Source organism: Paracoccus simplex, assembly GCF_042648325.1.
Taxonomy (GTDB): Bacteria; Pseudomonadota; Alphaproteobacteria; order Rhodobacterales; family Rhodobacteraceae; genus Paracoccus; species Paracoccus simplex.
Genome location: NZ_JBHRXE010000001.1, coordinates 1 through 22,030 on the forward strand (window position 1 = coordinate 1; position 22,030 = coordinate 22,030).

A 22,030-nucleotide genomic window follows, 5' to 3' on the forward strand; every position below is an offset into this window, starting at 1 on the left:
ATCCCAGCTACCACCCTGGATTCGCGAGATGAATCCCTCACGCGATTTGTGCAACAGAGCCATGTGCCGGCAAAGACTTTGGCATAATGGGCCGTATCGCGAACCGCGTTGCTGAATTGGCTGCTCGCGGATCACGGCTGTGATGCCGATTGGTTCCGCGAAGCCCGGCAAAGCCGGGGGATCAAGCCCTGCGTCCCGCCAGGAAGTCGCGCGGCCAATCCGGCAGATATGACCGGCGCCGCTACCGCATCGGGATCATGTTCGGCCGCCTGAAGGACGGGCGCAGGGTCGCAACACGCCACGACAGATCCCCGAAGGTCTTCCTCTCCGCCATGGCCCTCGTGGCAACCGTGATCATCTGGATAGGACAGATCAATCGGTCCAGGGGCCGGCCCTGCGCGACCGCCGCGGAAATTCCGGCGCCGCCGCGGCACCCGGGGGGCTGGCCGGGGCATCGGAATTTTCTTGCCAAAATTCGGGACTTGCGCTGCACTTCGTCTTGTCCCGGCGCCGCCTCGCGATGCCGGCGGCCGTGTTTTCAATTATGGAGTTCCCAATCATGCGTAAGCAACTGGCCGCCGAGACGGTCGGCACTTTCTGGCTGGTCTTCGGAGGCTGCGGCAGCGCCATCCTCGCCGCCGCCTTTCCCGACCTGGGCATCGGCTTCACCGGCGTGGCGCTGGCCTTCGGCCTGACGGTGGTGACTATGGCCTATGCCGTGGGCGGCATCTCGGGCGGGCATTTCAATCCCGCCGTCTCGGTCGGCCTGACCGTGGCCGGCCGCTTTCCGGCCGCACGGCTGCTGCCCTATATCGCCGCGCAGCTCGTCGGCGCCATCCTGGCCGCCGCGGCGCTCTACCTGGTCGCCTCCGGCAAAGCCGGCTTCGCGCCGGGCGGCTTCGCGGCCAACGGTTACGGCGAGCATTCGCCCGGCGGCTATTCCCTGACCTCGGCCCTGGTGATCGAGATCATCCTGACCGCGATCTTCCTGTTCGTGATCCTGGGCACCACGCATGGCCGGGCGCCGGTCGGCTTCGCGCCGCTGGCCATCGGCCTGACCCTGACGCTGATCCACCTGATCTCGATCCCGGTGACCAATACCTCGGTCAACCCGGCGCGCTCGACCAGCCAGGCGCTGTTCGCCGATGGCTGGGCGCTGGGGCAGCTCTGGCTGTTCTGGCTGGCGCCGCTGCTCGGCGCGGTGCTGGGGGCGCTGGTCTGGAAGGCGGTGGGCGAGACGGACTGAGCCGGGCTTCCCCGCACCGGCCCCGGGCGGCATGATTCCGGCCGCCCGGATGCCCCGCCGAAATCCGCGTCAGGAGGCGCCGTCGCGGCGCTGCCAGGCGATGCTTTGCGGCCGGACCTGCGCCAGCACCTGCACGAGCAGGCCGGTCACCACCGCCTTCAGCAGGTCGCCGGGGATGAAGGCCGCCGACAGCAGCGTCGCCTCGGCCAGCGATTTCTTCAGCGCGAGCGCCATGCCGGCGATGCCGAAGACGTAAAGCACCAGCACGCCGCCCAGCACCGCGCCCAGGCCGGCGGCAAGGCCCGGGTGGCGGATGCCGGATTTCTCGACGAACAGGCCGGTGACGGCGGCAGCCGGGATCCAGCCCAGCAGGAAGCCGGTGGTCGGCGCCATGAACACGCCCAGCCCGCCGCGCCCGCCGGCCAGCAAGGGCAGACCCAGCGCCACCAGCAGGATGAACAGCAGGCAGGCCGCGACGCCGCGCTTCCAGCCCAGCACCGCGCCCGCCAGCATCACCCCCAGCGTCTGGGCCGAGATCGGCACGCCGAAGCCCAGCGTGATCGCCGGCACCAGCCCCAGCGCCGCGATCAGCGCCGCGAACATCGCCACATGGGCAAGGTTTCTTTCCATTCCCCGAACCTTTCTATCGAAGCTCTATCGCAGCGGGCCGCCGCGCGCCCGCAGCGCCTCGGCGACATGATCGGCATCGTCCAGCGCCAGCAGCGCCAGCGGCAGCACCAGTTGCGGCCCCGGCCGTCGGGCCGAGCGCGCCCGCCAAGCCTCGACCAGCGCGCCCGCCTTCTGGATCAGCACCGGCGTGAAGCGGATGACCAGCGGGATCGCCGTCTCCAGCAGGTGCATGGGCAGCCCCAGCCGTTGCAGCGGCCGGCCCAGCGCGCGCACCACATCCGTCAGATCCTCGAGCGAGGTGGTCATGGTCACCAGATTGGCCAGCGCCACCGCCGTCGCCATGCGCAGCGCCAGAAACACGCCCTCGGCCGGGCTGCCCGACAGCGCGTGCCAGACCAGCACCAACCCCACGAAGGGCAGCACGATGCGCAGCGCCGCCAGCCCCGCGCGCAGGAAGACCGGCCCCGGCAGCGCGTAAAGCGCCAGCGCCAGGCCCAGCGCGGCACATTGGAACCACAGCGCCTCGACCGCGAACAGCGCCGTCGAGGCCAAGCACAGCGCCGCCAACTTGGCCGCCGCCGGCCAGCCATGCGCGCGCGTCCTAATCGGAGAGCTGAGAGAGATCATCCAGACCACCCTGACGGATCATTTCCGCGGTAAAGCGCGGCAGCACCAGATCGGCCGCCCCCGAGGCGACAAGCCGCCCGCGGTCCAGCCAGTGCACCTCATCATAGCCGCGCAGATCGCCGGGATCATGCGAAATATGCAGCAGCCGGATGGCGCAGCGGTCAAGATGCCGGCCAAGCTGCATCTTGGTCGGAATGTCGAGACCGGCGAAGGGCTCGTCCAGGATCAGCAGTTGCGGCCGCATCGCCAGCACCGCCATCATGCAGACCAGATGCTTCTGGCCCTGCGACAGCGACTGGATCGGCGCGTCCTTCCAGCCCGCCTTGTCGAACAGCGCCAGAACACGCAGCGCCTCGGCCGCCGCCTCGGATTTCGACCGGCCCTGCTGGCGCAGGCCGAAGGCGATCTCCTCCTGCACGCGGGGGAAGATGATCTGGTGCTCGGGATTCTGGAACAGGATGCCGACGGTGGCCAGCGCCGCCTTGCGGTCGGCCTGGACGTCGATCCCCTCGACCCGCAGCGTGCCGCGGCTCGGCGCCAGCAGCCCGGCCAGCAGCCGCGCCAGCGTGCTCTTGCCCGAGCCGTTGCGCCCCACCACGCCGATGCGCCGCGCCGAGCTGCGCAGCGTCAGCCCGGACAGGATGACCCGCCCCGCCACCTCGTAGCCGAGATCCTCCAGCTGGACGGCATGGCGCAGGTCGGCGGTCGCTTGCATGGCGGGCGGTTTCGGCTTCCGGTTGGTCTGGCCCGCTTGATGTCCGCAACCGGCCCGCCGCGCAAGGGCCATGGGCCGGAAAACAACGGCTCGACGCAAAGAGACAAGCAGGTCCGACGGATCTGCAATCGCGGCCCTGGGCAGCGCGGCCGGCCGGGGTGCTGGGCGGGCGCCGGGCCGCACTTGCACCCGGGTCGCCACCGGAAGGCTCCGAACCCGGCGGTCAAGCTCCAGCCGGGGCCGGGAAACCGGTCCCCGGCACATGCGCCCTCAGGCCCCGGCGGCAAGCCGGGATTGCGACAGCTTCAGCAGGCCCTTCTGCAGCAGGATGAACACCAGCAGCAGCACGCCGATGACGATCTTGGTCCACCAGCTCGACAGCGTGCCGTCGAAGACGATATAGGTCTGGATCAGCCCCATGGTCAGCACGCCGACCAGCGTGCCGAACATATAGCCCGCGCCGCCGGTCAGCAGCGTGCCGCCGATCACCACCGCCGCGATGGCGGTCAGTTCCGTCCCCACCGTCGCCAGCGAATAGCCCGAGCCGGTATAGATCGAGAACACGATCCCCGAGAGCCCCGCCATCAGCCCGGAAAAGGCATAGACCAGCATCGTGGTGCGGCCTTGCCGGACGCCCATCAGCCGCGCCGTCGCCTCGCCGCCGCCCAGCGCATAGACCGAGGCGCCGAAGCGGGTCTTGTGGGCGACGACCATGCCCGCCAGCACGGTCAGCAGCATGACGACGCCGATCAGCGTCAGCCGGCCCTTGCCGGGCATCAGCCAATAGGCCGATTGCAGGGTCTTGTAGAACGGATGCGCGATCGGCACCGAGTCGATCGACAGCATATAGGCCGCGCCGCGCGCCAGGAACATGCCGGCCAGCGTGACGATGAAGGCGGGCATCGCCAGCCGGTCGATCAGGAAGCCCATGGCCGCGCCGAAGGCGGTGGTCAGCGCCAGCAGCAGGGCAAAGACCACCAGCGGGTGCAGCGACGTCTCGCGCAGGATCACGGCGATGAAGACGCCGGAAAAGGCGATGACGCTGCCCACCGACAGGTCGATGCCGCCCGACAGGATCACCAGCGTCATGCCGACCGCGACGATGCCCAGATAGGCGTTGTCGGTCAGCAGATTGCCCATCACCCGCGTGGACAGGATGTTCGGGAATTGCAGCCAGCACAGCAGATAGGCCAGCAGGAAGATCACGACGGTCGCGTAAAGCGGCAGGGCGCGGGTGTTCATTTCGCGGCTCCTCGGTGCAGCGCGGCCTCGCGGCTGGCGCGGTGGCTGTCGCGCCACAGCCGCCATTCCCCGGCGATGCGCGGCGATTGCAGCACCAGGATCACCAGCACCAGCCCGGCCTTGATGACCAGGTTGTATTCGGACGGGAACCCGGCCAGCAGGATGCCGGTGTCGATGGTCTGGATGATGAGCGCGCCCAGAAGCGAGGCGATGATGGAAAACCGCCCGCCCAGCAGGGAATTGCCGCCGATCACCACGGCAAGGATGGCGTCCAGCTCCAGCCACAGCCCGGCATTGTTGGCGTCGGCGCCGCGGATGTCGGCGGTGACGACGATCCCGGCCAGCGCCGCGCAAAGCCCCGAGACGACATAGACCGCGATCAGCAGCACCGTGGCGTTCACCCCGGCCAGGGCGCTGGCGCGGCGGTTGATGCCGATGGATTCGACCAGCAGGCCAAGCGCGCTGCGCCGCATCAGCGCCGCCATGCCCAGGCCGCAGGCCAACCACAGCCAGGCCGGCACCGGCAGGCCCAGCAGGCTGCCCGAGCCGAAGAAGGCGAAGCCGGCGTCGGTGAAGGTCAGGATGCGGCCCTCGGTGATCAGCTGGGCGATGCCGCGCCCCATGGTCATCAGGATCAGCGTAGCGACAAAGGGCTGGATGCCGACCACGGCGACCAAGAGCCCGTTCCACAGCCCCGCGAGCGCACCGGCGGCCAGCGCCAGCAGCAGCGCGGGCACCAGCCCCCAGCCGCCGGCCACGGCCCATGCGGCGACCGCGCCGCAGATCGCCATGGTGGTGCCGACCGACAGGTCGATGCCGCGCGTGGCGATGACCAGCGTCATGCCCACCGCCAGCAGCGCCACCGGCGCGCCGCGCTTCAAGACGTCGACCATCGGCCCGACCAGCCGGTCGCCGCTGACGCCGATCTTCAGGAAACCCGGATAGAACACCGTCACCAGCGCCACCAGCAGCGCCAGCGCGACCAGTTGCGGCGCGATGCGTTTCAGCAGGGTCATGCCGCCACCTCCCCGTCACGGCCGGCACCGCCGGCGATGGCGCGCATGATCTCCGCCCCGGTCACGCGCGGCCCGTCCAGCTCCGCGACATGGCGGCGGTCGCGCAGCACGATCACCCGGTCGGCGCTGGCGACCAGCTCGTCGATCTCGCTCGAGACCAGCAGGATCGACATGCCGGCCTGGGTCAGCTCGCGGATCAGGCGCAGGATCTCGGCATGGGCGCCGACGTCGATGCCGCGCGTCGGCTCGTCCAGGATCAGGAAGCGCGGGTTCATCGCCAGCCAGCGGGCAAGGATGGCCTTTTGCTGGTTGCCGCCGGACAGCTCGCCGATGGGCTTTTCCCGGCCCGAGGTGCGGATGTCGAGCCGCTTGATATAGTCGTCGGCGATGCGGTTTTGCTCGGCGCGTGGGATCCTGCGCGCCCAGCCGCGCCGGGCCTGCAGGCCCAGGATGATGTTCTCGCGGATCGACAGTTCGGCGACGATGCCGTCGGTCTTGCGCTCCTCGGGGACGAAGCCGAAGCCTTCGGCGATGGCGGCGCGCGGGCTGGACAGGTCCAGCCGGGACTGTCCGTCGCTGGCCTCGCCCGATTGCGCGGGACGCACGCCGAACATCAGCTCGGCGCTTTCGGTCCGGCCCGAGCCCAGCAGGCCCGCCAGCCCCACCACCTCGCCCTGCCCCACGGTCAGGTCGAAGGGCTCGACCACGCCGCGCCGGCCGAAGCCGCGGAATTCCAGCAAAGGCGGGCGGACGGCGGCGGTCCGGGCCGCCTGCCCGGCCACCTCATGCTCCAGCGCGCGGCCCAGCATGTGCTCGATCAGCTTCACCCGGTCCAGCTCCGCCGTGCGCTCGGTGACGATCTTGCGGCCGTTCCGCAGCACGGTCACCCGGTCGGTCAGGTCGAACACCTGGTCAAGGAAATGCGACACGAAGACGATGCCCAGACCGCGCTCGCGCAGCCCCCGCACCACGTCGAAGACCATGCGCACCTCGGCCGCGTCCAGGCTGGCGGTCGGCTCGTCCAGGATCAGCACCTTGCCCGACAGCGCCACGGCGCGGGCGATGGCGACGATCTGCTGGATGGCGACGGAATAGCTGCCCAGATCGCGATCCACGTCGATGTCAAGGCCATAGGGCCGCAGCGTCTCGCGCGCCTCGGCCCGCAGGGCGCGGCTGTCGATCAGCCCCCAGCGGCGCGGCTCGCGGCCGAACATCAGGTTCTGCGCCACGGTCAGGTTGGGCAGCAGGTTCACCTCCTGATAGACGGTGCCGATGCCCTGCTCCTGCGCCTCGACCGTGGATTGCGGGTCGATGGTCGCGCCGTCCAGGGTGATGGTGCCGCCGTCGCGGCGATAGGCGCCGGTCAGGCATTTGATCAGCGTGGACTTGCCGGCGCCGTTCTCGCCCAAAAGCGCGTGGACCTCGCCGGCGGCCAGGTCGAAATCCACCGCGTCGAGCGCCTGCGTTCCCGGGAATGTCTTGGTCAAAGACCGGATGGTCAGCAGCATCGTGCCCCCCTTCTGCCGGTTGCCGGGCCGCGCGACGGCGGCCCGGCCGCTGGCTGTCAGTAGCCCAGGCCCTTGCGCCGCTCGTATTCGCCGGCGGGATCGTCGGCCTGGGTGTAGAGCTTCGACTCGGTCTGCAGGAACTTCGCCGGCTGGGTGCCGTCCTTCCAATAGGCGGCGAGCGCGTCGAAGGCCGGGCCGGCCATGTTCGGCGTGAGCTCGACGGTGGCGTTCGCCTCGCCATTGGCCATGGCCTGGAACAGGTCCGGTACGCCGTCGATCGAGACGACCAGGATGTCGGTGCCCGGCTTCAGCCCGGCCTCCTTGATGGCCTGGATCGCGCCGACCGCCATGTCGTCGTTATGGGCGTAAAGCGCGCAGATGTCCTTGCCGCCGTTCTCGGCCTGCAGGAAGCTCTCCATCACCTCCTTGCCCTGGGCACGGGTGAAATCGCCGGTCTGGCTGCGCACGATCTTCAGATTGTCATGGCCGGCCAGCGCGTTCTCGAAGCCCTTCTTGCGGTCGATGGCCGGGCTCGATCCGGTGGTGCCCTGCAGCTCGACCACGCGGCATTCCTTGTCGCCGACGCTATCGACCAGCCATTTTCCGGCAACCTCGCCCTCATGCACCAGGTTGGAACCCACGGCGGTCAGGTACAGATCGTCCGAACTGTCCACCTGCCGGTCCAGCAGCACGACCGGGATCTCGGCCTCCTTGGCCTCCTGCAGCACGGCGTCCCAGCCGGTGGCGACGACCGGCGCCAGCAGGATCGCGTCCACGCCCTGCGCGATGAAGGAGCGGATCGCGGCGATCTGGTTTTCCTGCTTCTGCTGCGCGTCCGAGAATTGCAGCTTCAGGCCGCGCTCCTCGGCCTGGGTCTTGGTCAGCGTGGTCTCGGCCGCGCGCCAGCCGGATTCCGAGCCGATCTGGGAAAAGCCGACGGTTTCGCCCTCGGCCAGCGCGGCCGTGGCCGAGATCGCCAGCGCGGCAGCGGCGGCGGTGCTCATCAGGAATCTGGTCATGGTTTCCTCCCTGTTATGACCGTTGTGGTCGGGGCCGCTCCTCTCAGCCCCGCAAATCCTCCGGCAGCAGCGCGTCGGGCAGGTTCTGGAAGCAGACCGGCCGCAGGAAGCGGCGGATCGCCAGAGTGCCGACGCTGGTGGCGCCGAAATTCGTCGAGGCCGGGTAAGGCCCGCCATGCACCATGGCGTCGGCGACCTCGACCCCGGTGGGCCAGCCATTGGCCAGCACCCGGCCGGCCTTGCGTTCCAGGACCGGCATCAGCCGCCGGGCCAGCGCGGTGTCGCCGGCCTCCATCTGCAAGCTGGCGGTCAGCTGGCCGTCCAGCGCGCGGGCAAGGCCCAGTATCTCGTCGTCCGAGGTGGTGGTGACGACGAGGCCGAGCGGGCCGAAGACCTCTTCCCCCAGGTCGTGGCTGTGCAGGAAGTCCCGCGCGCTGGTCCGGTAGATGCCGGGCCGCGCGTTGCGGCCCCGGCTGTCCTGTTCAAGCACCGCCGCGGCATGGGCTCCGATACGGGCGGCGCCTGCGCGATAGGCGGCGGCGATGCCCTCGGTCAGCATGACCTGTTCCGGGGCGTCCGCCAGCGCCTCGACGGCGGCGGCGGTGAAGGTGTCGGCATCCTCGGCGCGCAGCACCAGCAGGCCCGGATTGGTGCAGAACTGGCCCGCGCCCATGGTCAGGCTGGCGGTCCAGTCGCGGGCGAGCTGCGCGCCCCGCGCCGCGAAGGCCCCGGGCAGCACGAAACAGGGGTTGATGCTGCCGAGTTCGCCGAAGAAGGGGATCGGCTCGGGCCGCGCCGCGCACAGGTCGTAAAGCGCCCGGCCGCCGTGCAGGCTGCCGGTGAAGCCCACGGCGCGGATCAGCGGGTGCTGCACCAGCGCCGCGCCGACCTCATGCCGGTCGCCGTGGATGAAGCCGAAACTGCCGGCGGGCATGCCGGTGGCGCGGATGGCGGCATGGATGGCCTCGGCGACGATCTCGCCGGTGCCGGGATGGGCGGGATGGCCCTTGACCACCACCGGGCAGCCCGCCGCCAGGGCCGAGGCAGTGTCGCCCCCCGCCGTCGAAAACGCCAGCGGGAAGTTCGAGGCGCCGAAGACCGCCACCGGCCCGATCGGGCGCTGGATCAGCCGCAGGTCGGGACGCGGCGGCTGGCGGTCGGGCAGCGCCTTGTCGTGGCGGCGGTCGAGGTAATCGCCCTTGCGGATATGATCCGCGAACAGCCGCAACTGGCCCACGGTGCGGCCGCGCTCGCCTTGCAGCCGGGCCTCGGGCAGGCCGGTTTCCTGCGTGCCGATGGCGGTGATCGCCTCGGCCCGCGCCTCGATTTCACCGGCGATGGCGTCAAGGAAAGCCGCGCGCTCCTCGCGCCCGGTCCAGCCATAGGTGCAGAACGCCTCCTCGGCCGCCGCGCAGGCGCGATCCACCAGATCGGCGCTGCCGCCGGCGAAACCATGCGCCGGGCCATGCGCCGGGGCGGAACGGAAACGCGCCTCGCCCACGACCCATTCGCCTGCGATCAGATGCTTGCCTTGCGGTGTCCAGCCCATCGGTTTTCCTTCAGAAGTCGAATGCGTTCACGGTGTTGCGGCTGCCAAGGGTGAAGGCATCCGCCACCAGCACCATGGGCGACAGGTCCACCTCGGATGCGCCCTCGCGCACCAGCCGCGCCATGCGCGCGTAAAGCGCCAGATATTCGCCCATGATGCTGGCCTGCCCGCCGGCCTCGGTGCCGTCGATCTCCAGCACATTGCCGCCCAGCCGCAGGACGAGATGGCCGGCATCGGTCTGGAACTCCATGTCCCAGGTCTGCGGGCCCTGCTGGCGGAAGTCGAAATCGGCGGTGATATTGCCCGACAGCGCCAGCCGCGCGGCGATGGGGGCCTGGCGGTTTTCCGGGAAATCCAGTTCGGCGGCGCGCAGATGCACCGGCATCGGCAGGATCTCGGTCAGGATCGACAGCGCGTTGATGCCGGGGTCGAAGACGCCCATGCCGCCGGCCTGAAAGATCCAGTCCTGGCCGGGATGCCATTTGCGCACGTCCTCGCGCCAGGTGATCCGACCCTCGTGGATCACGCGGTCCGCCAGCCATGCCTTGGCGGCGGCAACGGCATGGGCCATGCGCGAATGCCAGGTGGCATAAAGCGTCACCCCCTGCGCCTGCGCCAGGTCGCGCAGGATATGCACCTCGGCCAAGGTCGCGCCGGGCGGCTTTTCCAGCATCAGGTGACGCCCGGCGCGCAGCACCGCCTGCGCCGCCTCGAAACGCGGCACCGGCGGCAGGCACAGGCTGACCGCACCGATGTCGGGGCGGGCCGCCAGCATGTCCTCGATGCGCGGGAAAGCCTCGATGCCCTCGACCTTGCCATGGCGGCTGACCGTCGCGGCCAGTTCCCAGTCCGGGCTCGAGGCCAGCGCCGGAACGTGCTGGTCCAGCGCGATCTTGCCGATGCCGACGAGCGCGAGTTTCATCAGTGGCTGTCCTTTCCGACCGGGTTGCCGCGGCAGCCGCGCAGGAAATCCAGATCCGCGCCGGTATCCGCGCCCATGACATGCGCCTGATGCAGCCAGGCGTAACCGCTCGCCGGCCGGTCGGGCAGCGGCTGCCACGCCGCCAGCCGCGCCGCCAGTTCCGCGTCGGAAATTTCCAGATGCAGCCGACGGTTCGGCACGTCCAGCTCGATCATGTCGCCGTCGCGCACCACCGCCAGCGGCCCGCCCGCCGCCGCCTCGGGCGAGGTGTGCAGCACCACGGTGCCGTAGGCGGTGCCCGACATGCGCGCGTCGGAAATCCGCACCATGTCGGTGATGCCCTTCTTCAGCACCTTGGGCGGCAGGCCCATGTTGCCGACCTCGGCCATGCCGGGATAGCCCTTGGGGCCGCAATTCTTCAGCACCATGACGCAGGTCTCGTCGATATCCAGCGCCTCGTCCTCGATCTTGCGCTTGTAATCGTCGATGTCCTCGAAAACCACGGCGCGGCCGCGATGCACCAGCAGATGCGGGCTGGCGGCCGAGGGCTTCAGCACCGCCCCCTTGGGCGCCAGGTTGCCGCGCAGGACCGCGATGCCGCCCTGATCGGTCAGCGGCCGGTCGGCGGGCAGGATCACGTCCTCGTTCCAGTTCACCACGTCCTTGACCTCGTCCCAGATCGTGGCGCCGCTGACGGTCAGCGCGTCCTTGTGCAACTGCCCGGCCTCGCCCAGCCGCTTGATGACCACGGGCAACCCGCCGGCATAGAAGAACTCCTCCATCAGGTATTGCCCCGAGGGCATCAGGTTCACGATGGTCTTGACGTCCCTGCCGCAGCGGTCCCAGTCGTCCAGCGTCAGATCCACCCCGACCCGGCCGGCCAGCGCCAGCAGATGCACCACGGCGTTGGTCGAGCCGCCGATGGCGCCGTTGGTGCGGATCGCGTTCTCGAAGGCCAGCTTGGTCAGGATGTCGCTGGGCTTCAGGTCGTCCTTGACCATCTGCACGATGCGCCGGCCGGACAGCTGCGCGATGACGCGGCGGCGACTGTCCACCGCCGGGATCGCCGCATTGCCGGACAGCGCCATCCCCAGCGCCTCGGCCATGCTCGCCATGGTGCTGGCGGTGCCCATGGTGTTGCAGGTCCCGGATGAGCGGGACATGCTCGCCTCGGCCTCCAGGAACTCCTCCTGCGTCATCTCGCCGGCCTTCACCGCCTCGCTGAACTTCCACAGATGCGTGCCGGACCCCACCCGCTCGCCGCGGAAATAGCCGTTCAGCATCGGGCCGCCGGTGACGATGATCGAGGGAATGTCGGTCGAGGCCGCCGCCATCAGCAGGCTGGGCGTGGTCTTGTCGCAGCCGACCAGCAGCACCGCGCCGTCCATCGGCTGGCCGCGGATCGTCTCCTCGATCGCCAGCGCCGCGAGGTTGCGAAACATCATCGCGGTCGGGCGGAAGGTGTTCTCGGACGCCGAGAACACCGGCACCTCGACCGGGAAGCCGCCGGCCTCCCAGATCCCGGCCTTCACCTTTTCCGCCAGCTCGCGCAGATGGCCGTTGCAGGGCGTCAGGTCCGACCAGGTGTTCAGGATGCCGATCACCGGGCGGCCGTCGAACAGGTCATGCGGCCAGCCCTGGTTCTTCATCCAGCCGCGATGATAGATCGCATCGCGCGAGGTGCCGCCATACCATTCCTGCGAGCGCAGCCGGCGCGGCCAGGGGGCGGGGGTGAAACGCTTGCCCATCACAGCACCTCGACCATGGCGGTTGCGGAACCGGCGCCGGCAGCGCCCTCCAGCGGGTTGCGCAGCGGCAGGCCCAGCGCCGCCGCCTCGATCTCGAAACAGTCGCCGGGCCGGGCCTGGAAGCCGTCGGCAAAGGACAGCGTCGCCGTGCCGAAGAAATGCACATGCACGTCGCCCGGCTGCCGGAACAGCCCGTATTTGAAATGGTGGTATTCCAGATTGGTGATGCTGTGGCTCATGTTCGCCTCGCCCGACAGGAAGGGCTTTTCCCAGATCACCGCGCCGTCGCGCCGGATGCGGCTTCTGCCCTCGACATGCTGGGGCAGCGCGCCCAGCAGCATCTCGGGACCGAAGCTGGCCGGGCGCAGCTTGGAATGCGCCAGCCACAGATAGTTGCCCCGCTCGGTCACATGGTCCGAGAACTCGTTGCCCAGCGCGAAGCCCATGCGGAACGGCCGCCCGTCCGGGCCGATGACATAGAGGCCGGCGATCTCGGGCTCCTCGCCGGCATCCAGCGCGAAACCGGGCGAGGCCAGCGCCGCCCCCGGCGCCACCGCGGCATGGCCGTTGCCCTTGTAGAACCATTCCGGCTGCACGCCGATCTCGCCGCGGCGCGGCTTGCCGCCCTCCAGCCCCATGCGGAACATCTTCATGCTGTCGGTCAGCTCGTCCGCATCCGGGTCGCCATGCATCGCGTCCCGCGTCGCCGCCGAGCCCAGATGCGTCAGGCCGGTCCCGGTCAGGTGCAGATGCGCGGGGTCCGGGTGATCGACCGGCAGCAGCATCCGCCCCTCGGCCAAGGCCTGGGCCAGATCGACCGCGGCGCCCTGCCCGCGCCGCCGCGCCTCCTCGGCCAGGCCATGGCCGGCGGCGATGGCGGCCAGCGCCAGGTCGCGGCTGCTGTCCACCCCCGGCACCAGATGGGCGCCGCCGCCGTCGCGCAGCGCCACGGCGCGGCGGCCATCGGTCAGTCTCAGTTGCGACAGGAACATGGAACACCCTTCGATTCTTGGCGTGGATGGTGCGGCGGTCGCCGCCGCCCGGCCCGGCCGACGGACCGGGGACCGGCGGGACAGGGAAAAACGGTCGTCGATGCAGCGGCTGCGAATGTCATGTCTTCCTCCGCCCGGCGGCGCCTGGCCGCCCGTTGCCCGCGCCCGCCGGCATGGGCCATGCCGGGACGATAGCAAGCCAAGGACATGATGATAAAATTACATTGACACCATTCTTCATACCGAAATCGGTATGGAAAATGCCGCGCTTGCAGCATGACGCGCAAGCCGGCCGGTACGGGCTTCCACCGCCGGCGCCCGATCACCCCGCCCGCCGGACAGGACAGCGACAGGCTATTCCTCCAACCCCTCCAGCAGCCCCGGCGACATCTCCTCCCAGAAGGCGGCGATGCGGGTGCTGTTCAGCGGCGACATCCAGCCGTGCTTCTCGAAATCATCGCGCATCCGCGCATCGGAAAGCTGCGCCAGGAACAGCCGCTTGTCGGCGTCGCGCTGGGTGGGCGTGCGGGCCTTGACCGCCTCGAGGATGCGGCGCAGCCGCTCGGCCCGCGGGTTCGGGCCACCCCCCTCCCCTGCCCGCTCGGGCACCGGGCCGAAATTGCCCTCCAGCGCCGCGGTCAGATAGCCCAGTTTGCTTTTGACATTCTTGCGGGTCTCGACATAGTCGAGCTTCTCCAGCACCTGCTCCTCGCCATGCGCCGAAAGCCATTGCCGCGCCAGCCGGTCGCTGACCCCCAGGCCGCGCAGCCGGGCATAGACCGCGCCATGCCGCATCCCCTCGCCGTCGTCCATGTCCAGGATCGCCAGCTGCGGGTTCTCCTTGATGCGGAAGCGGATATCGGTCACCACCCTGCCCTGCTTCTTGGTCTCGGGGGTCAGCAGGATGTTGCTGGTGCGGTTCACCTCGTCCACCGCCGGCTTGATGACCTTGGCGTTCAGATGCTTGAAGGTCTCGTAATAGGCGCTGCCATCCACCCCCATCAGCCGCCGGAACAGGTCCAGCGGCCACCAGCCGGTCGATCCGGTCCTGACGAAGCGATAGCAGTTCTCGTAAAGCGCCAGCGCGTGGCCGCTGGTGAAGCGGCGCTGGATGTTCAGGTTGATCAGCGCGAAGACCTTCGGATCGTTCAGCTTTTCCGCCAGCGCCGGGGAATAGGCGTATTCGCAGATCCCGCCCTTCAGCTTGGCATAGCTCAGCAGGCTCGACACGCCCCATTCCTGCTGGCCCTTCTCGTCCAGCATGTCCCATTCCGCCACCGTCTCGGCCAGGCCGCGCAGCGACTGCTTCAGCGTATCCATGTCGTTGCTGTTATAGCCGATCATCAGGCACAGCGTCCGCGCGTCGATCTGGTGGCGGGTGCGGCTGGTCAGCGTGTCATAGGCATTGAGCAGCAGCACGTTCGACAGCTTGCGCTGCAGCAGCGTCAGCTTGCCCGAGACATGGATCGCCGCCACATGTTTCTTGACCGCCCCCCGGCGCAGCGCGCCCGAAAGCTGGTCGCGAGGAATATCGTCCATCGCCCTGCCCTTTTTATCGTTACCCGGATTATGACGGATAAGGTACCTTCCGACAACAGCTATCCGGGTTCCCGTCACCGCCGCCGGCGGGTCCCGTAGACGGGTTCCTTTGCGCCGCCGCGGCCGATAAGGCACCCGTTTACAGGAGGCGCAGGTGGCATATCCGGGCGAAACCGGGCCGAAAACCGCATATCCGGGCCGATCCCGCAGCCGGAAACCCCTGTTCCCGCGAATCGGTGCCCGCCATCCCGGAATCGGGTGCCCTTCGTCCCGCAGACGGGTGCCCGTGATCCTGAAAACGGGTGCCGGATTGCCCGTATCATCCTGAAATATCGTGATTTTCACGATGGAAAGATTCTAAAGTCCTGAAAGGAATCACAAGCTTTATGCTGCTGCTTTCTGCTGATTTTTCAGGAATTTCGCTGCGAAACCTCGCAGGGCGATTCACTTGCCCCCGGCGATGTGTAATAGTTTCGCCAAAACACCCATCGAAGCAGCACATCGCAGAGGTAGTGACATGTCCTCAGGCAAGGATCCCCTTCCCCCTTATTTCAACATCAACCCGGCCCGGGCCGCCGAGCGGCTGTCCGAGCCTATCGACACCGCCCGATTCGCAAAAGCCGCCGCCTTCGCCGCCAAGGGCCGCCAGGACCTGGCCGAGCGCGGCTACGCCCCGGACGGCCGGAAGCGCCTGCGCCGCTTCTCGACCTGGGAGGTCTGCCGCTACCTGATCCCGGTGGCGCCGGCGCATTTCCGCCGCGTGCTGCTGAAGAACCCCGACCTGCCGCAGGGCCAGGGCGAGGGCAACTCGAAATGGTTCAGCCTCGACGACGTGCTGCGGCTGCGCGACCATTTCGCGGCCGAGGGCGCGGCCGGCCGCGAATACCGGCCCTGGCGTCCCGAGGGCCTGCCGGCCAAGACCATCGCCGTGGCCAATTTCAAGGGCGGGGTCGGCAAGACCTCGACCGCCGCGCATCTGGCCATGTCGGCGGCGCTGGACGGCTACAAGGTGCTGGTGATCGACCTCGACAGCCAGGGCAGCATGACCTCGATCATGGGCGGCAAGGTGGCCGACGAATGGTCCACCGCCTTCCCGCTGCTGGCCAAGGATTACGCCCTGGCCCTGCAGGACGAGAACCGGGTGCGCGAGGCGGCGGGCCAGACCCCCCTGCCCTTCGACGAGACCCTGACCGAGGCGCTGAAGATCACCGCCCAGGATCTGATCCAGAAGACGCATTGGCCGAACATCGATCTGCTCGGCGCCCAGCTCAACCTCTACTGGGCCGAGTTCCAGGTGCCGGTCTGGCGCATGGGCCTGCGCGGCTGGCCGCTCTGGGACGCGCTTGGCAATGCGCTGGTCAGCGACCGCATCGTCGACAACTACGACATCATCATCCTGGATACCCCGCCGGCGCTTGGCTACCTGACCATCAACGCGCTGGCGGCGGCCGATATCCTGCTGGTGCCGCTGGGCGCCTCGTTCCTGGAATTCGATTCGACCGGGCGCTTCTTCGACATGCTCTATTCGACCTTCGCCAGCGTCGAGGAAGGCGAGAACGCCGCCCGCCGCCGCGACGGCCTGCCCGAGATGCGCTTCGAATGGGACGCGGTGCGGGCGATCATCACCCGCTTCGACGCCGGCCAGCAGACCGACCTGGCCAATGTCATCCAGGCCTATTTCGGCGATTTCATGACCACCTACCGGCAGGAGCTGACCGCCATGGTCGGCCAGGCCGGCGAACAGGTGAACGGCATCTACGAGGCCGATTACCGCGAGTTCAACCGCGAGACCTATGTGCGCGGCCGCGAGACCTTCGACCGCACCTGGGCCGAGGTCAAGGAGCTGATCCTGGGCACCTGGTGGCGGGATCTGCAGATGGAACAGGCCGAGCGGGCCGCGCAGGTGAAGGAGCAGGCGCATGGCTAAGCGCAGAAGGCTGGAGACCCCGAGCAGCGCCGATCTGGACCGGATCGAGGAACAGTTTCGCAGCGAAACCTTCGAGCGTCCGGCCCTGGGCCGCGGCATCGCGCCGATCGCCCAGGTCGCCGCCGACAGCGCCGCCCTGACCAGCGCCGAAAGCACCGAGAGCCGCGCCGCCCGCGCCCGGACCGAGGTCGACGCCGCCCGGCTGCGGACGGCGCAGGAGCAGGGGCTGCTGATCGTCGAGCTGCCCCTTGAGCAGATCGACGAGACGGCGATGATCCGCGACCGCCTGGTGATGAACGACGAGGACATGCAGGAACTGCGGCTGTCGATCGCCGCGCATGGGCTGCGGCTGCCGATCGAGGTCTTCGAGATGGAGGCGCCGGACGGGCAGGGACCGCGCTACGGCCTCATCTCGGGCTATCGCCGGCTGCATGCGGTGCGGGCGCTGCACGAGCTGACCGAGGCCGAGAAGCACCGCCGCATCCGCGCCCTGATCCGGCCCCGCACCGAGACCGACGCGGCCTTCGTCGCCATGGTCGAGGAGAACGAGGTCCGCGAGGAGCTGAGCCATTTCGAGCGCGGCCGCATCGCCGTCATCGCCGCCAATCAGGGCGCCTTCGCCAATACCGAGGATGCGGTGAACAAGCTGTTCGCCACCGGCTCGAAGGCCAAGCGCTCCAAGGTGCGGTCCTTCGCGCTGATCTTCGAGGAGCTGGGCGACATGCTGCGCTTTCCCGAGGCGTTGACCGAACGGCGCGGGCTGCGGCTGTCGGCGGCGCTGCGCAACGGCGCCGAGGCCGGGCTGCGGCAGGCGCTGTCGGTGCGCGTCCCCGCCGATGCCGAGGAGGAATGGACCCTGATCGAGCCGGTGCTGCAGGCGCTGGAAAGCGCGCCGCGCGAGCCGAGCCGCGGCGGGCGACCGCGCTCCCGGCCGGAGGGCTATGGCTGGATCGACGACATGACCATCCGCACCACCAGCGGCATCCTGATCCGCCGGGCCCGGGACGGCAAGGGCCACATCCTGCGTCTGGAGGGCAGCCCGCTGGACGACGAGCTGATGGAAAGCCTGATGCTGGAGATCCGCGCCCTGCTGGAAAAGTGACGGTTTCGCAGCGAAACCCTGGCGCATGCCCCGGCCCGGCTTGATCGCCGGGCCGGGGCATGGCATGTTGGGCCATGCTTGGGCAGCGGCTGGTCAGGTCGCCGACGGGGTAGGGAAGCGGACATCCGGGTGATCCGCATATCCACAAAATTCTGCGGATTGAGCGCGGCGCGCGCCGGGATTCGTTGCCGGTTGCTGGCGCGGTGAAAAACCCGGCCTGCGGGGTTTCGGCTGGCGGGAGGCGCCGGCGCACGCTGGCCGGACGGGTAGTCGCGCAACGGTGAGGAATGGGCCGTGCCGCCCCGGCGGTGGGGCTGTCGCCGCTGCGCGTCCCCGGGCAGGATGGCGCGGATGGCTGGGGATCCGGCAGACGGAAAGGCGGCCGGTTCCGGGGGCCGCGCGGCGCGTTCCGCAACGCGGCGGGTCGCGGCATATCCGGAGATTGCGGTGGCCGGGAAGGCGCCGGGGAATGGGCCGGCGCGGCGGGCGAGGGGGCAGGCCGCCTGCCTGAGAGAAAGGCCGTGCGAGCGGCGCCGTTGCAAGCGGCCTTTGGACAACGGAGAGGGCAGGGCGGGCCTGCAGCGGGCCGCCCGCCCGTCATATCCGCGTCTTTGCGCATATTCGAATATTTCAGGGCGCCGGGCGTGAACAGCGCCGAGACGATGCCGATGCGCCAGACCAGGAAGCGCGACAGGATCGGCGCGTGGCGGGGCGTGGCGTGGCCTCGGCGCGGCCATGCCGGCTGGCGTCGCGGCTGTCGTTCGTTGCCCTGCGGCCGGGGCGTTGCTGACCGGGCCGCGCAATGCGGCTGTTGCGCCCCTGGCGGCCCGGTGTCGCGCGCGGCGGCCGGGAGCAGGCCGTTCAGGTGCTGCATAATTGCGACAGAGCCGCGCCCGATCCCGGCCGGGCGGCGCCGGGAGGGGTTGCAATGGTTGATGGTTTTGGTAGGTTATCCCTTTCATCCGCGCCTTCAGGCCCGAAGGCCCAGCCGAGCCGCATGCGATGAGTTATCGCCACTCCATGACCTGCCATACCGAGGGCATCCGGCCCACGACGCCCGTGCAATGGCGCGGCCTGGACGGGTTGGTCAGCGTCTATTGGCAGGCCGAGGGCCAGACCGGCGCCCGGGGCTATTACCTGTCGCCGGACCCGCGCATCGTCTTCTTCTTCAACGACGTCGCCTCGCAGATCCGGCTTTCCAACCGCGACAGCGGCATCGGTCGCCATTGCCGGCCGATGACGCGGGCGATCTATGTGCCGGCCGGGCTGCCGATCTGGACCCGCTTCACCGCGCCGCACGCGTTTTCGCATCTGGACCTGCATGTGCATCAGGACCGGCTGCTGCGCTTCCTGTCGCCGCCGCTGGGCCGGTCCGAGGCCATGGCGGTCCTGCGCCGCCCGGTCGAAACCCAGGACGCCGCCGCCATCGACGCGCTGGCGCGGCTGCTGGTCGACGAGGTGGCGGCGCCGCGCCGGCACGGGCTTTATGCCGAAAGCCTGGTCGGCAGCATCTTCGGCGCCCTGCTGGACCTGCCGCAGCAGGCCGAGGCGTGCCCGGCGGCGCGGCTGACGCCGGCGCAGATGAAGCGGCTGCGGGCGCGGCTGGCGGCCCGGCCCGACCGGCGGCTGACGGTGGCCGAGATGGCCGAGAGCGTCGGCCTGTCGGACAGCTGGTTCGCGCATGTGTTCAAGGCCACCACCGGCACGACGCCGCTGCAATGGCAACTGGGCCAGCGCATCGGGCTGGCCCAGCGGCTGCTGCTGGATCCCGAGCTGCGGCTGGCCGACATCGCCGCGCAGCTGGGTTTTTCCGACCAGGCGCATCTGACGCGGGTGTTCCGCAAATCCTGCGGCACGCCGCCGGCGGCGTGGCGGCGGGCGCGGCTGGCGGGGCAGGGGGAACACGCGGTGGCAGATGTGCAACAGGCCTTGCCAATCCCGGCCGGGGCCGCAGCTTTGGACAAAAACCGCAGCATCCTTCAAGACGGGTGCCGGCAAGACGGTTAACCGCCCGGCTTGCGGTAAACGACCCAGCCAGTCCTTCGTTCCTGTCGAAGCCAGCCAGATCAGCATTGCCAGCAGGATCATACTACAGGAGTGCCTCATGGCCGTGCAACGAACCGGCTTCGCCCGGAACAAACCCCTGTCCCATCGTGCCGCCCGGTCGCTGCTCTGGTCGGGAGCCGCGCTTGTGCTGGCAGGCACCGCAATGGCGCAGGACGGCGTGGAATCCCAACCCATCGTGCTGGAGACCGTGACCCTGACCGGCGGCGCGATCCGGGCGGCGGACAATTCCATCGTCGAGGGCCATACCGCCACCGGCTCGAAAACCCCGACCGAACTGGTGGAGGTGCCGGCGCAGGTCTCGGCGGTGACCGAGGACGATCTTCGGACCCGCGACCCGCGGACCCTCATGCAGGCGCTGTCCTATACGTCCAGCGTTTCGGTTGACGAATACGGTTCCGACAACCGTTACGACTTCTATCGCATCCGCGGCTTTTCGGCATCCGGCACCTATCGCGACGGCCTGCCGCTGCGCACCTTCAACTTCACCGGCGGCCGGATCGAGCCCTATTCGGTCCAGCGCATCGAGGTGCTGAAAGGCTCGACCTCGAGCCTGTTCGGGTTGAACGGGCCGGGCGGGCTGGTCAATGTCATCACCAAGCGGCCGCAAAGCGATCCTTTCGGCGAGGTCTTCGTGACCGCCGGCGACGGCATCGCCGAGACCGGCGTGGATTTCGGCGCCCCGATCGACGCGGACGGGACCTGGACCTATCGCCTGACCGCGAAACTGCAGGACAGCGAGGATGGCAGCCCGGCGCTGAACGACGACCGCGCCTATCTTGCCGGGGCGCTGACCTGGAAACCCGGCGATGCGACGGCGCTGACGCTGCTGGCGAATTACTACGACATCGACGGCAATGCCGGAAACAGCATTCCCGTCGGCTCGGCCGCGTCGCGCGACACCTATTTCGGCGAGCCGGATTTCAATGCGCTCGACCGGATCGAGCGCAGCTTCGGCTATGAGTTCAGCCATGATTTCGGCAACGGCCTGACCTTCCGCCAGAACGCGCGCTATTCCTCTTTCGACATGAACCTGAAGCAGGCCTATGTCAGCGGGCTCAGCGGCGATGACGTCCTGCGCTCGGCCTACGAGGTCGATGGCGAGCTGAAGCGCTTCGCCATCGACAACCAGCTGCAATACGACCGCGACTTCGGCAATGTCGGCAGCCGTTCGCTGCTGGGCGTCGAATATGTCAAGGACGACCTTGACGAGGCCGTGGATTATTTCACCGTGCCTTCGGTCGATATCGACGACCCGGTGCCCTGCGGCCTGCGCTGCCTTGCCCCGGCGGGCGGCACCATCTACGACATGACGCAGAAGTCGACCGGCATCTATCTGCAACAGGAACTGACCTTCGGCGACCGCTGGATCCTGACGCTGGGCGGGCGTTACGACACGGTCAGGACCGATACCGGCGCCGCTGCCGGCACGAACGAGCAGGACGCCTTCACCAAGCGCCTGGGCCTGACCCACAAGATCAATCCCGACCTGGCGGTCTATGCCAATTATTCGGAATCCTTCGAGCCGGTCTCCTCGGGCTATGTGCCGGCGCTGACCGACGCGCCCGAGCCGCAAGAGGGGCGGCAATACGAACTGGGAATGAAATACCGGCCTGCCGGGGGCGATGCCTTGCTGAGCGCGGCGCTGTTCGACCTGAGCCAGACCAACGTGCCGCGGGTGAACGACGACTTCACCTATTCGCAGGTCGGCCGCATCGACGTGCGCGGGCTGGAGATCGAGGGCCGCATGCCCGTCGGCGACCAGGCCAACCTGCTGTTTTCCTATTCCTAATGGGATTCCGAGATCGTCGGCGGCCCGAATGCCGGCAACTCCCCCGAGCTGACGCCGAAGCATCTGGCCTCGGTCTGGGCGGATTACACCTTCGCGGACAACAGCCCGGCGGCCGGGCTGCGGCTGGGCGGCGGGGCGCGTTTCCTTGGCTCGCGCTGGTCGGATGACGGCAATACGGTCAAGATCGGTTCGGCGGTGGTCTTCGACGCGATGGCCAGCTATCCGCTGACCGACAAGACCGAGCTGGCGGTGAACGTGTCGAACCTGTTCGACCGGAAATACATCTCGGAATACAACTTCACCAACACCTCGATCTTCTATGGCGACGGCCGCAGCGTGCAGGCCACCTTGCGCCACCGCTGGTAGGATCCGATCTGCGGGTCGCCGCTGCG

The 22,030-nt window shown here is 68.8% G+C and carries 16 protein-coding genes and 2 pseudogenes; 6 read left to right on the forward strand and 12 right to left on the reverse strand.

What is annotated here, in order from left to right; genetic code table 11:
• Positions 1–114: 114 nt before the first annotated feature.
• Positions 115–365: pseudogene (locus tag ACFOMP_RS00005) on the forward strand (transposase); the annotation flags it as partial.
• 194 nt (positions 366–559) lie between these two features.
• Positions 560–1,246 carry an aquaporin Z gene (gene aqpZ, locus ACFOMP_RS00010; RefSeq protein WP_289896470.1) on the forward strand — a complete coding sequence of 229 codons (687 nt, stop codon included), beginning with the start codon at positions 560–562 and terminating at the stop codon, positions 1,244–1,246.
• Between the two features lie 69 nt (positions 1,247–1,315).
• Here aqpZ and ACFOMP_RS00015 read toward each other — a convergent pair whose 3' ends face one another.
• The 12 genes from ACFOMP_RS00015 to ACFOMP_RS00070 all read right to left on the reverse strand — a co-directional run bounded on the left by ACFOMP_RS00015 (position 1,316) and on the right by ACFOMP_RS00070 (position 14,753).
• The gene (locus tag ACFOMP_RS00015) at positions 1,316–1,876 is read right to left on the reverse strand and encodes a biotin transporter BioY (RefSeq protein ID WP_289896469.1); all 561 of its coding nucleotides are present in this window, start codon (positions 1,874–1,876) and stop codon (positions 1,316–1,318) included.
• 24 nt (positions 1,877–1,900) lie between these two features.
• Positions 1,901–2,503 carry a CbiQ family ECF transporter T component gene (locus ACFOMP_RS00020; protein ID WP_379027289.1) on the reverse strand — a complete coding sequence of 201 codons (603 nt, stop codon included), beginning with the start codon at positions 2,501–2,503 and terminating at the stop codon, positions 1,901–1,903.
• A complete protein-coding gene (locus tag ACFOMP_RS00025) occupies positions 2,478–3,218 on the reverse strand; it encodes an energy-coupling factor ABC transporter ATP-binding protein (RefSeq protein WP_379027291.1) in 741 nt (246 codons plus the stop codon). The genes ACFOMP_RS00020 and ACFOMP_RS00025 overlap by 26 nt, the downstream gene beginning before the upstream one ends.
• Positions 3,219–3,488: 270 nt before the next feature.
• Positions 3,489–4,460 carry a galactofuranose ABC transporter, permease protein YjfF gene (yjfF, locus tag ACFOMP_RS00030; protein ID WP_379027293.1) on the reverse strand — a complete coding sequence of 324 codons (972 nt, stop codon included), beginning with the start codon at positions 4,458–4,460 and terminating at the stop codon, positions 3,489–3,491.
• Entirely contained in the window at positions 4,457–5,476 is a 1,020-nt protein-coding gene (locus ACFOMP_RS00035) for an ABC transporter permease (RefSeq protein ID WP_379027295.1), read from the reverse strand. Before ACFOMP_RS00035 ends, yjfF begins: the two co-directional genes overlap by 4 nt.
• Positions 5,473–6,984 carry a sugar ABC transporter ATP-binding protein gene (locus ACFOMP_RS00040; RefSeq protein ID WP_379027297.1) on the reverse strand — a complete coding sequence of 504 codons (1,512 nt, stop codon included), beginning with the start codon at positions 6,982–6,984 and terminating at the stop codon, positions 5,473–5,475. Before ACFOMP_RS00040 ends, ACFOMP_RS00035 begins: the two co-directional genes overlap by 4 nt.
• 56 nt (positions 6,985–7,040) lie before the next feature.
• A complete protein-coding gene (gene ytfQ, locus ACFOMP_RS00045; RefSeq protein ID WP_379027298.1) occupies positions 7,041–8,003 on the reverse strand; it encodes a galactofuranose ABC transporter, galactofuranose-binding protein YtfQ in 963 nt (320 codons plus the stop codon).
• Between the two features lie 43 nt (positions 8,004–8,046).
• The gene (locus ACFOMP_RS00050; RefSeq protein WP_379027300.1) at positions 8,047–9,552 is read right to left on the reverse strand and encodes an aldehyde dehydrogenase (NADP(+)); all 1,506 of its coding nucleotides are present in this window, start codon (positions 9,550–9,552) and stop codon (positions 8,047–8,049) included.
• Between the two features lie 10 nt (positions 9,553–9,562).
• Entirely contained in the window at positions 9,563–10,474 is a 912-nt protein-coding gene (locus ACFOMP_RS00055) for a Gfo/Idh/MocA family protein (protein WP_379027302.1), read from the reverse strand.
• Entirely contained in the window at positions 10,474–12,222 is a 1,749-nt protein-coding gene (gene araD, locus ACFOMP_RS00060; protein ID WP_379027304.1) for an L-arabinonate dehydratase, read from the reverse strand. The genes ACFOMP_RS00055 and araD overlap by 1 nt, the downstream gene beginning before the upstream one ends.
• Positions 12,222–13,214 carry an AraD1 family protein gene (gene araD1 / locus ACFOMP_RS00065; RefSeq protein WP_289896460.1) on the reverse strand — a complete coding sequence of 331 codons (993 nt, stop codon included), beginning with the start codon at positions 13,212–13,214 and terminating at the stop codon, positions 12,222–12,224. Before araD1 ends, araD begins: the two co-directional genes overlap by 1 nt.
• 354 nt (positions 13,215–13,568) lie before the next feature.
• Positions 13,569–14,753 carry a replication initiation protein gene (locus ACFOMP_RS00070; protein WP_289896459.1) on the reverse strand — a complete coding sequence of 395 codons (1,185 nt, stop codon included), beginning with the start codon at positions 14,751–14,753 and terminating at the stop codon, positions 13,569–13,571.
• Between the two features lie 517 nt (positions 14,754–15,270).
• Between ACFOMP_RS00070 and ACFOMP_RS00075 the strand changes: the two genes are divergently transcribed.
• From ACFOMP_RS00075 to ACFOMP_RS00090, 4 genes and pseudogenes are all read left to right on the forward strand, one after another.
• Positions 15,271–16,680 carry an AAA family ATPase gene (locus ACFOMP_RS00075; protein ID WP_379027307.1) on the forward strand — a complete coding sequence of 470 codons (1,410 nt, stop codon included), beginning with the start codon at positions 15,271–15,273 and terminating at the stop codon, positions 16,678–16,680.
• On the forward strand, positions 16,673–17,782 hold the full coding sequence (locus ACFOMP_RS00080; protein ID WP_379027309.1) for a ParB/RepB/Spo0J family partition protein: 1,110 nt from the start codon (positions 16,673–16,675) through the stop codon (positions 17,780–17,782). The genes ACFOMP_RS00075 and ACFOMP_RS00080 overlap by 8 nt, the downstream gene beginning before the upstream one ends.
• A 1,002-nt stretch (positions 17,783–18,784) precedes the next feature.
• A complete protein-coding gene (locus tag ACFOMP_RS00085) occupies positions 18,785–19,789 on the forward strand; it encodes a helix-turn-helix domain-containing protein (RefSeq protein WP_379027311.1) in 1,005 nt (334 codons plus the stop codon).
• Between the two features lie 202 nt (positions 19,790–19,991).
• Positions 19,992–22,004, forward strand: a pseudogene (locus ACFOMP_RS00090) (TonB-dependent siderophore receptor).
• The last annotated feature ends 26 nt before the right edge of the window (positions 22,005–22,030 follow it).

Bases quoted from the DNA above. Each gene is read 5' to 3' on its own strand.
- ACFOMP_RS00020 (WP_379027289.1), bottom strand. From the start codon at position 2,503: ATGATCTCTCTCAGCTCTCCGATTAGGACGCGCGCGCATGGCTGGCCG.
- ACFOMP_RS00085 (WP_379027311.1), top strand. From the start codon at position 18,785: ATGAGTTATCGCCACTCCATGACCTGCCATACCGAGGGCATCCGGCCC.
- yjfF (WP_379027293.1), bottom strand. From the start codon at position 4,460: ATGAACACCCGCGCCCTGCCGCTTTACGCGACCGTCGTGATCTTCCTG.
- ACFOMP_RS00080 (WP_379027309.1), top strand. From the start codon at position 16,673: ATGGCTAAGCGCAGAAGGCTGGAGACCCCGAGCAGCGCCGATCTGGAC.
- ytfQ (WP_379027298.1), bottom strand. From the start codon at position 8,003: ATGACCAGATTCCTGATGAGCACCGCCGCCGCTGCCGCGCTGGCGATC.
- ACFOMP_RS00035 (WP_379027295.1), bottom strand. From the start codon at position 5,476: ATGACCCTGCTGAAACGCATCGCGCCGCAACTGGTCGCGCTGGCGCTG.
- araD (WP_379027304.1), bottom strand. From the start codon at position 12,222: ATGGGCAAGCGTTTCACCCCCGCCCCCTGGCCGCGCCGGCTGCGCTCG.
- ACFOMP_RS00015 (WP_289896469.1), bottom strand. From the start codon at position 1,876: ATGGAAAGAAACCTTGCCCATGTGGCGATGTTCGCGGCGCTGATCGCG.
- ACFOMP_RS00055 (WP_379027302.1), bottom strand. From the start codon at position 10,474: ATGAAACTCGCGCTCGTCGGCATCGGCAAGATCGCGCTGGACCAGCAC.
- aqpZ (WP_289896470.1), top strand. From the start codon at position 560: ATGCGTAAGCAACTGGCCGCCGAGACGGTCGGCACTTTCTGGCTGGTC.
- ACFOMP_RS00040 (WP_379027297.1), bottom strand. From the start codon at position 6,984: ATGCTGCTGACCATCCGGTCTTTGACCAAGACATTCCCGGGAACGCAG.
- ACFOMP_RS00050 (WP_379027300.1), bottom strand. From the start codon at position 9,552: ATGGGCTGGACACCGCAAGGCAAGCATCTGATCGCAGGCGAATGGGTC.
- ACFOMP_RS00075 (WP_379027307.1), top strand. From the start codon at position 15,271: ATGTCCTCAGGCAAGGATCCCCTTCCCCCTTATTTCAACATCAACCCG.
- ACFOMP_RS00025 (WP_379027291.1), bottom strand. From the start codon at position 3,218: ATGCAAGCGACCGCCGACCTGCGCCATGCCGTCCAGCTGGAGGATCTC.
- ACFOMP_RS00070 (WP_289896459.1), bottom strand. From the start codon at position 14,753: ATGGACGATATTCCTCGCGACCAGCTTTCGGGCGCGCTGCGCCGGGGG.
- araD1 (WP_289896460.1), bottom strand. From the start codon at position 13,214: ATGTTCCTGTCGCAACTGAGACTGACCGATGGCCGCCGCGCCGTGGCG.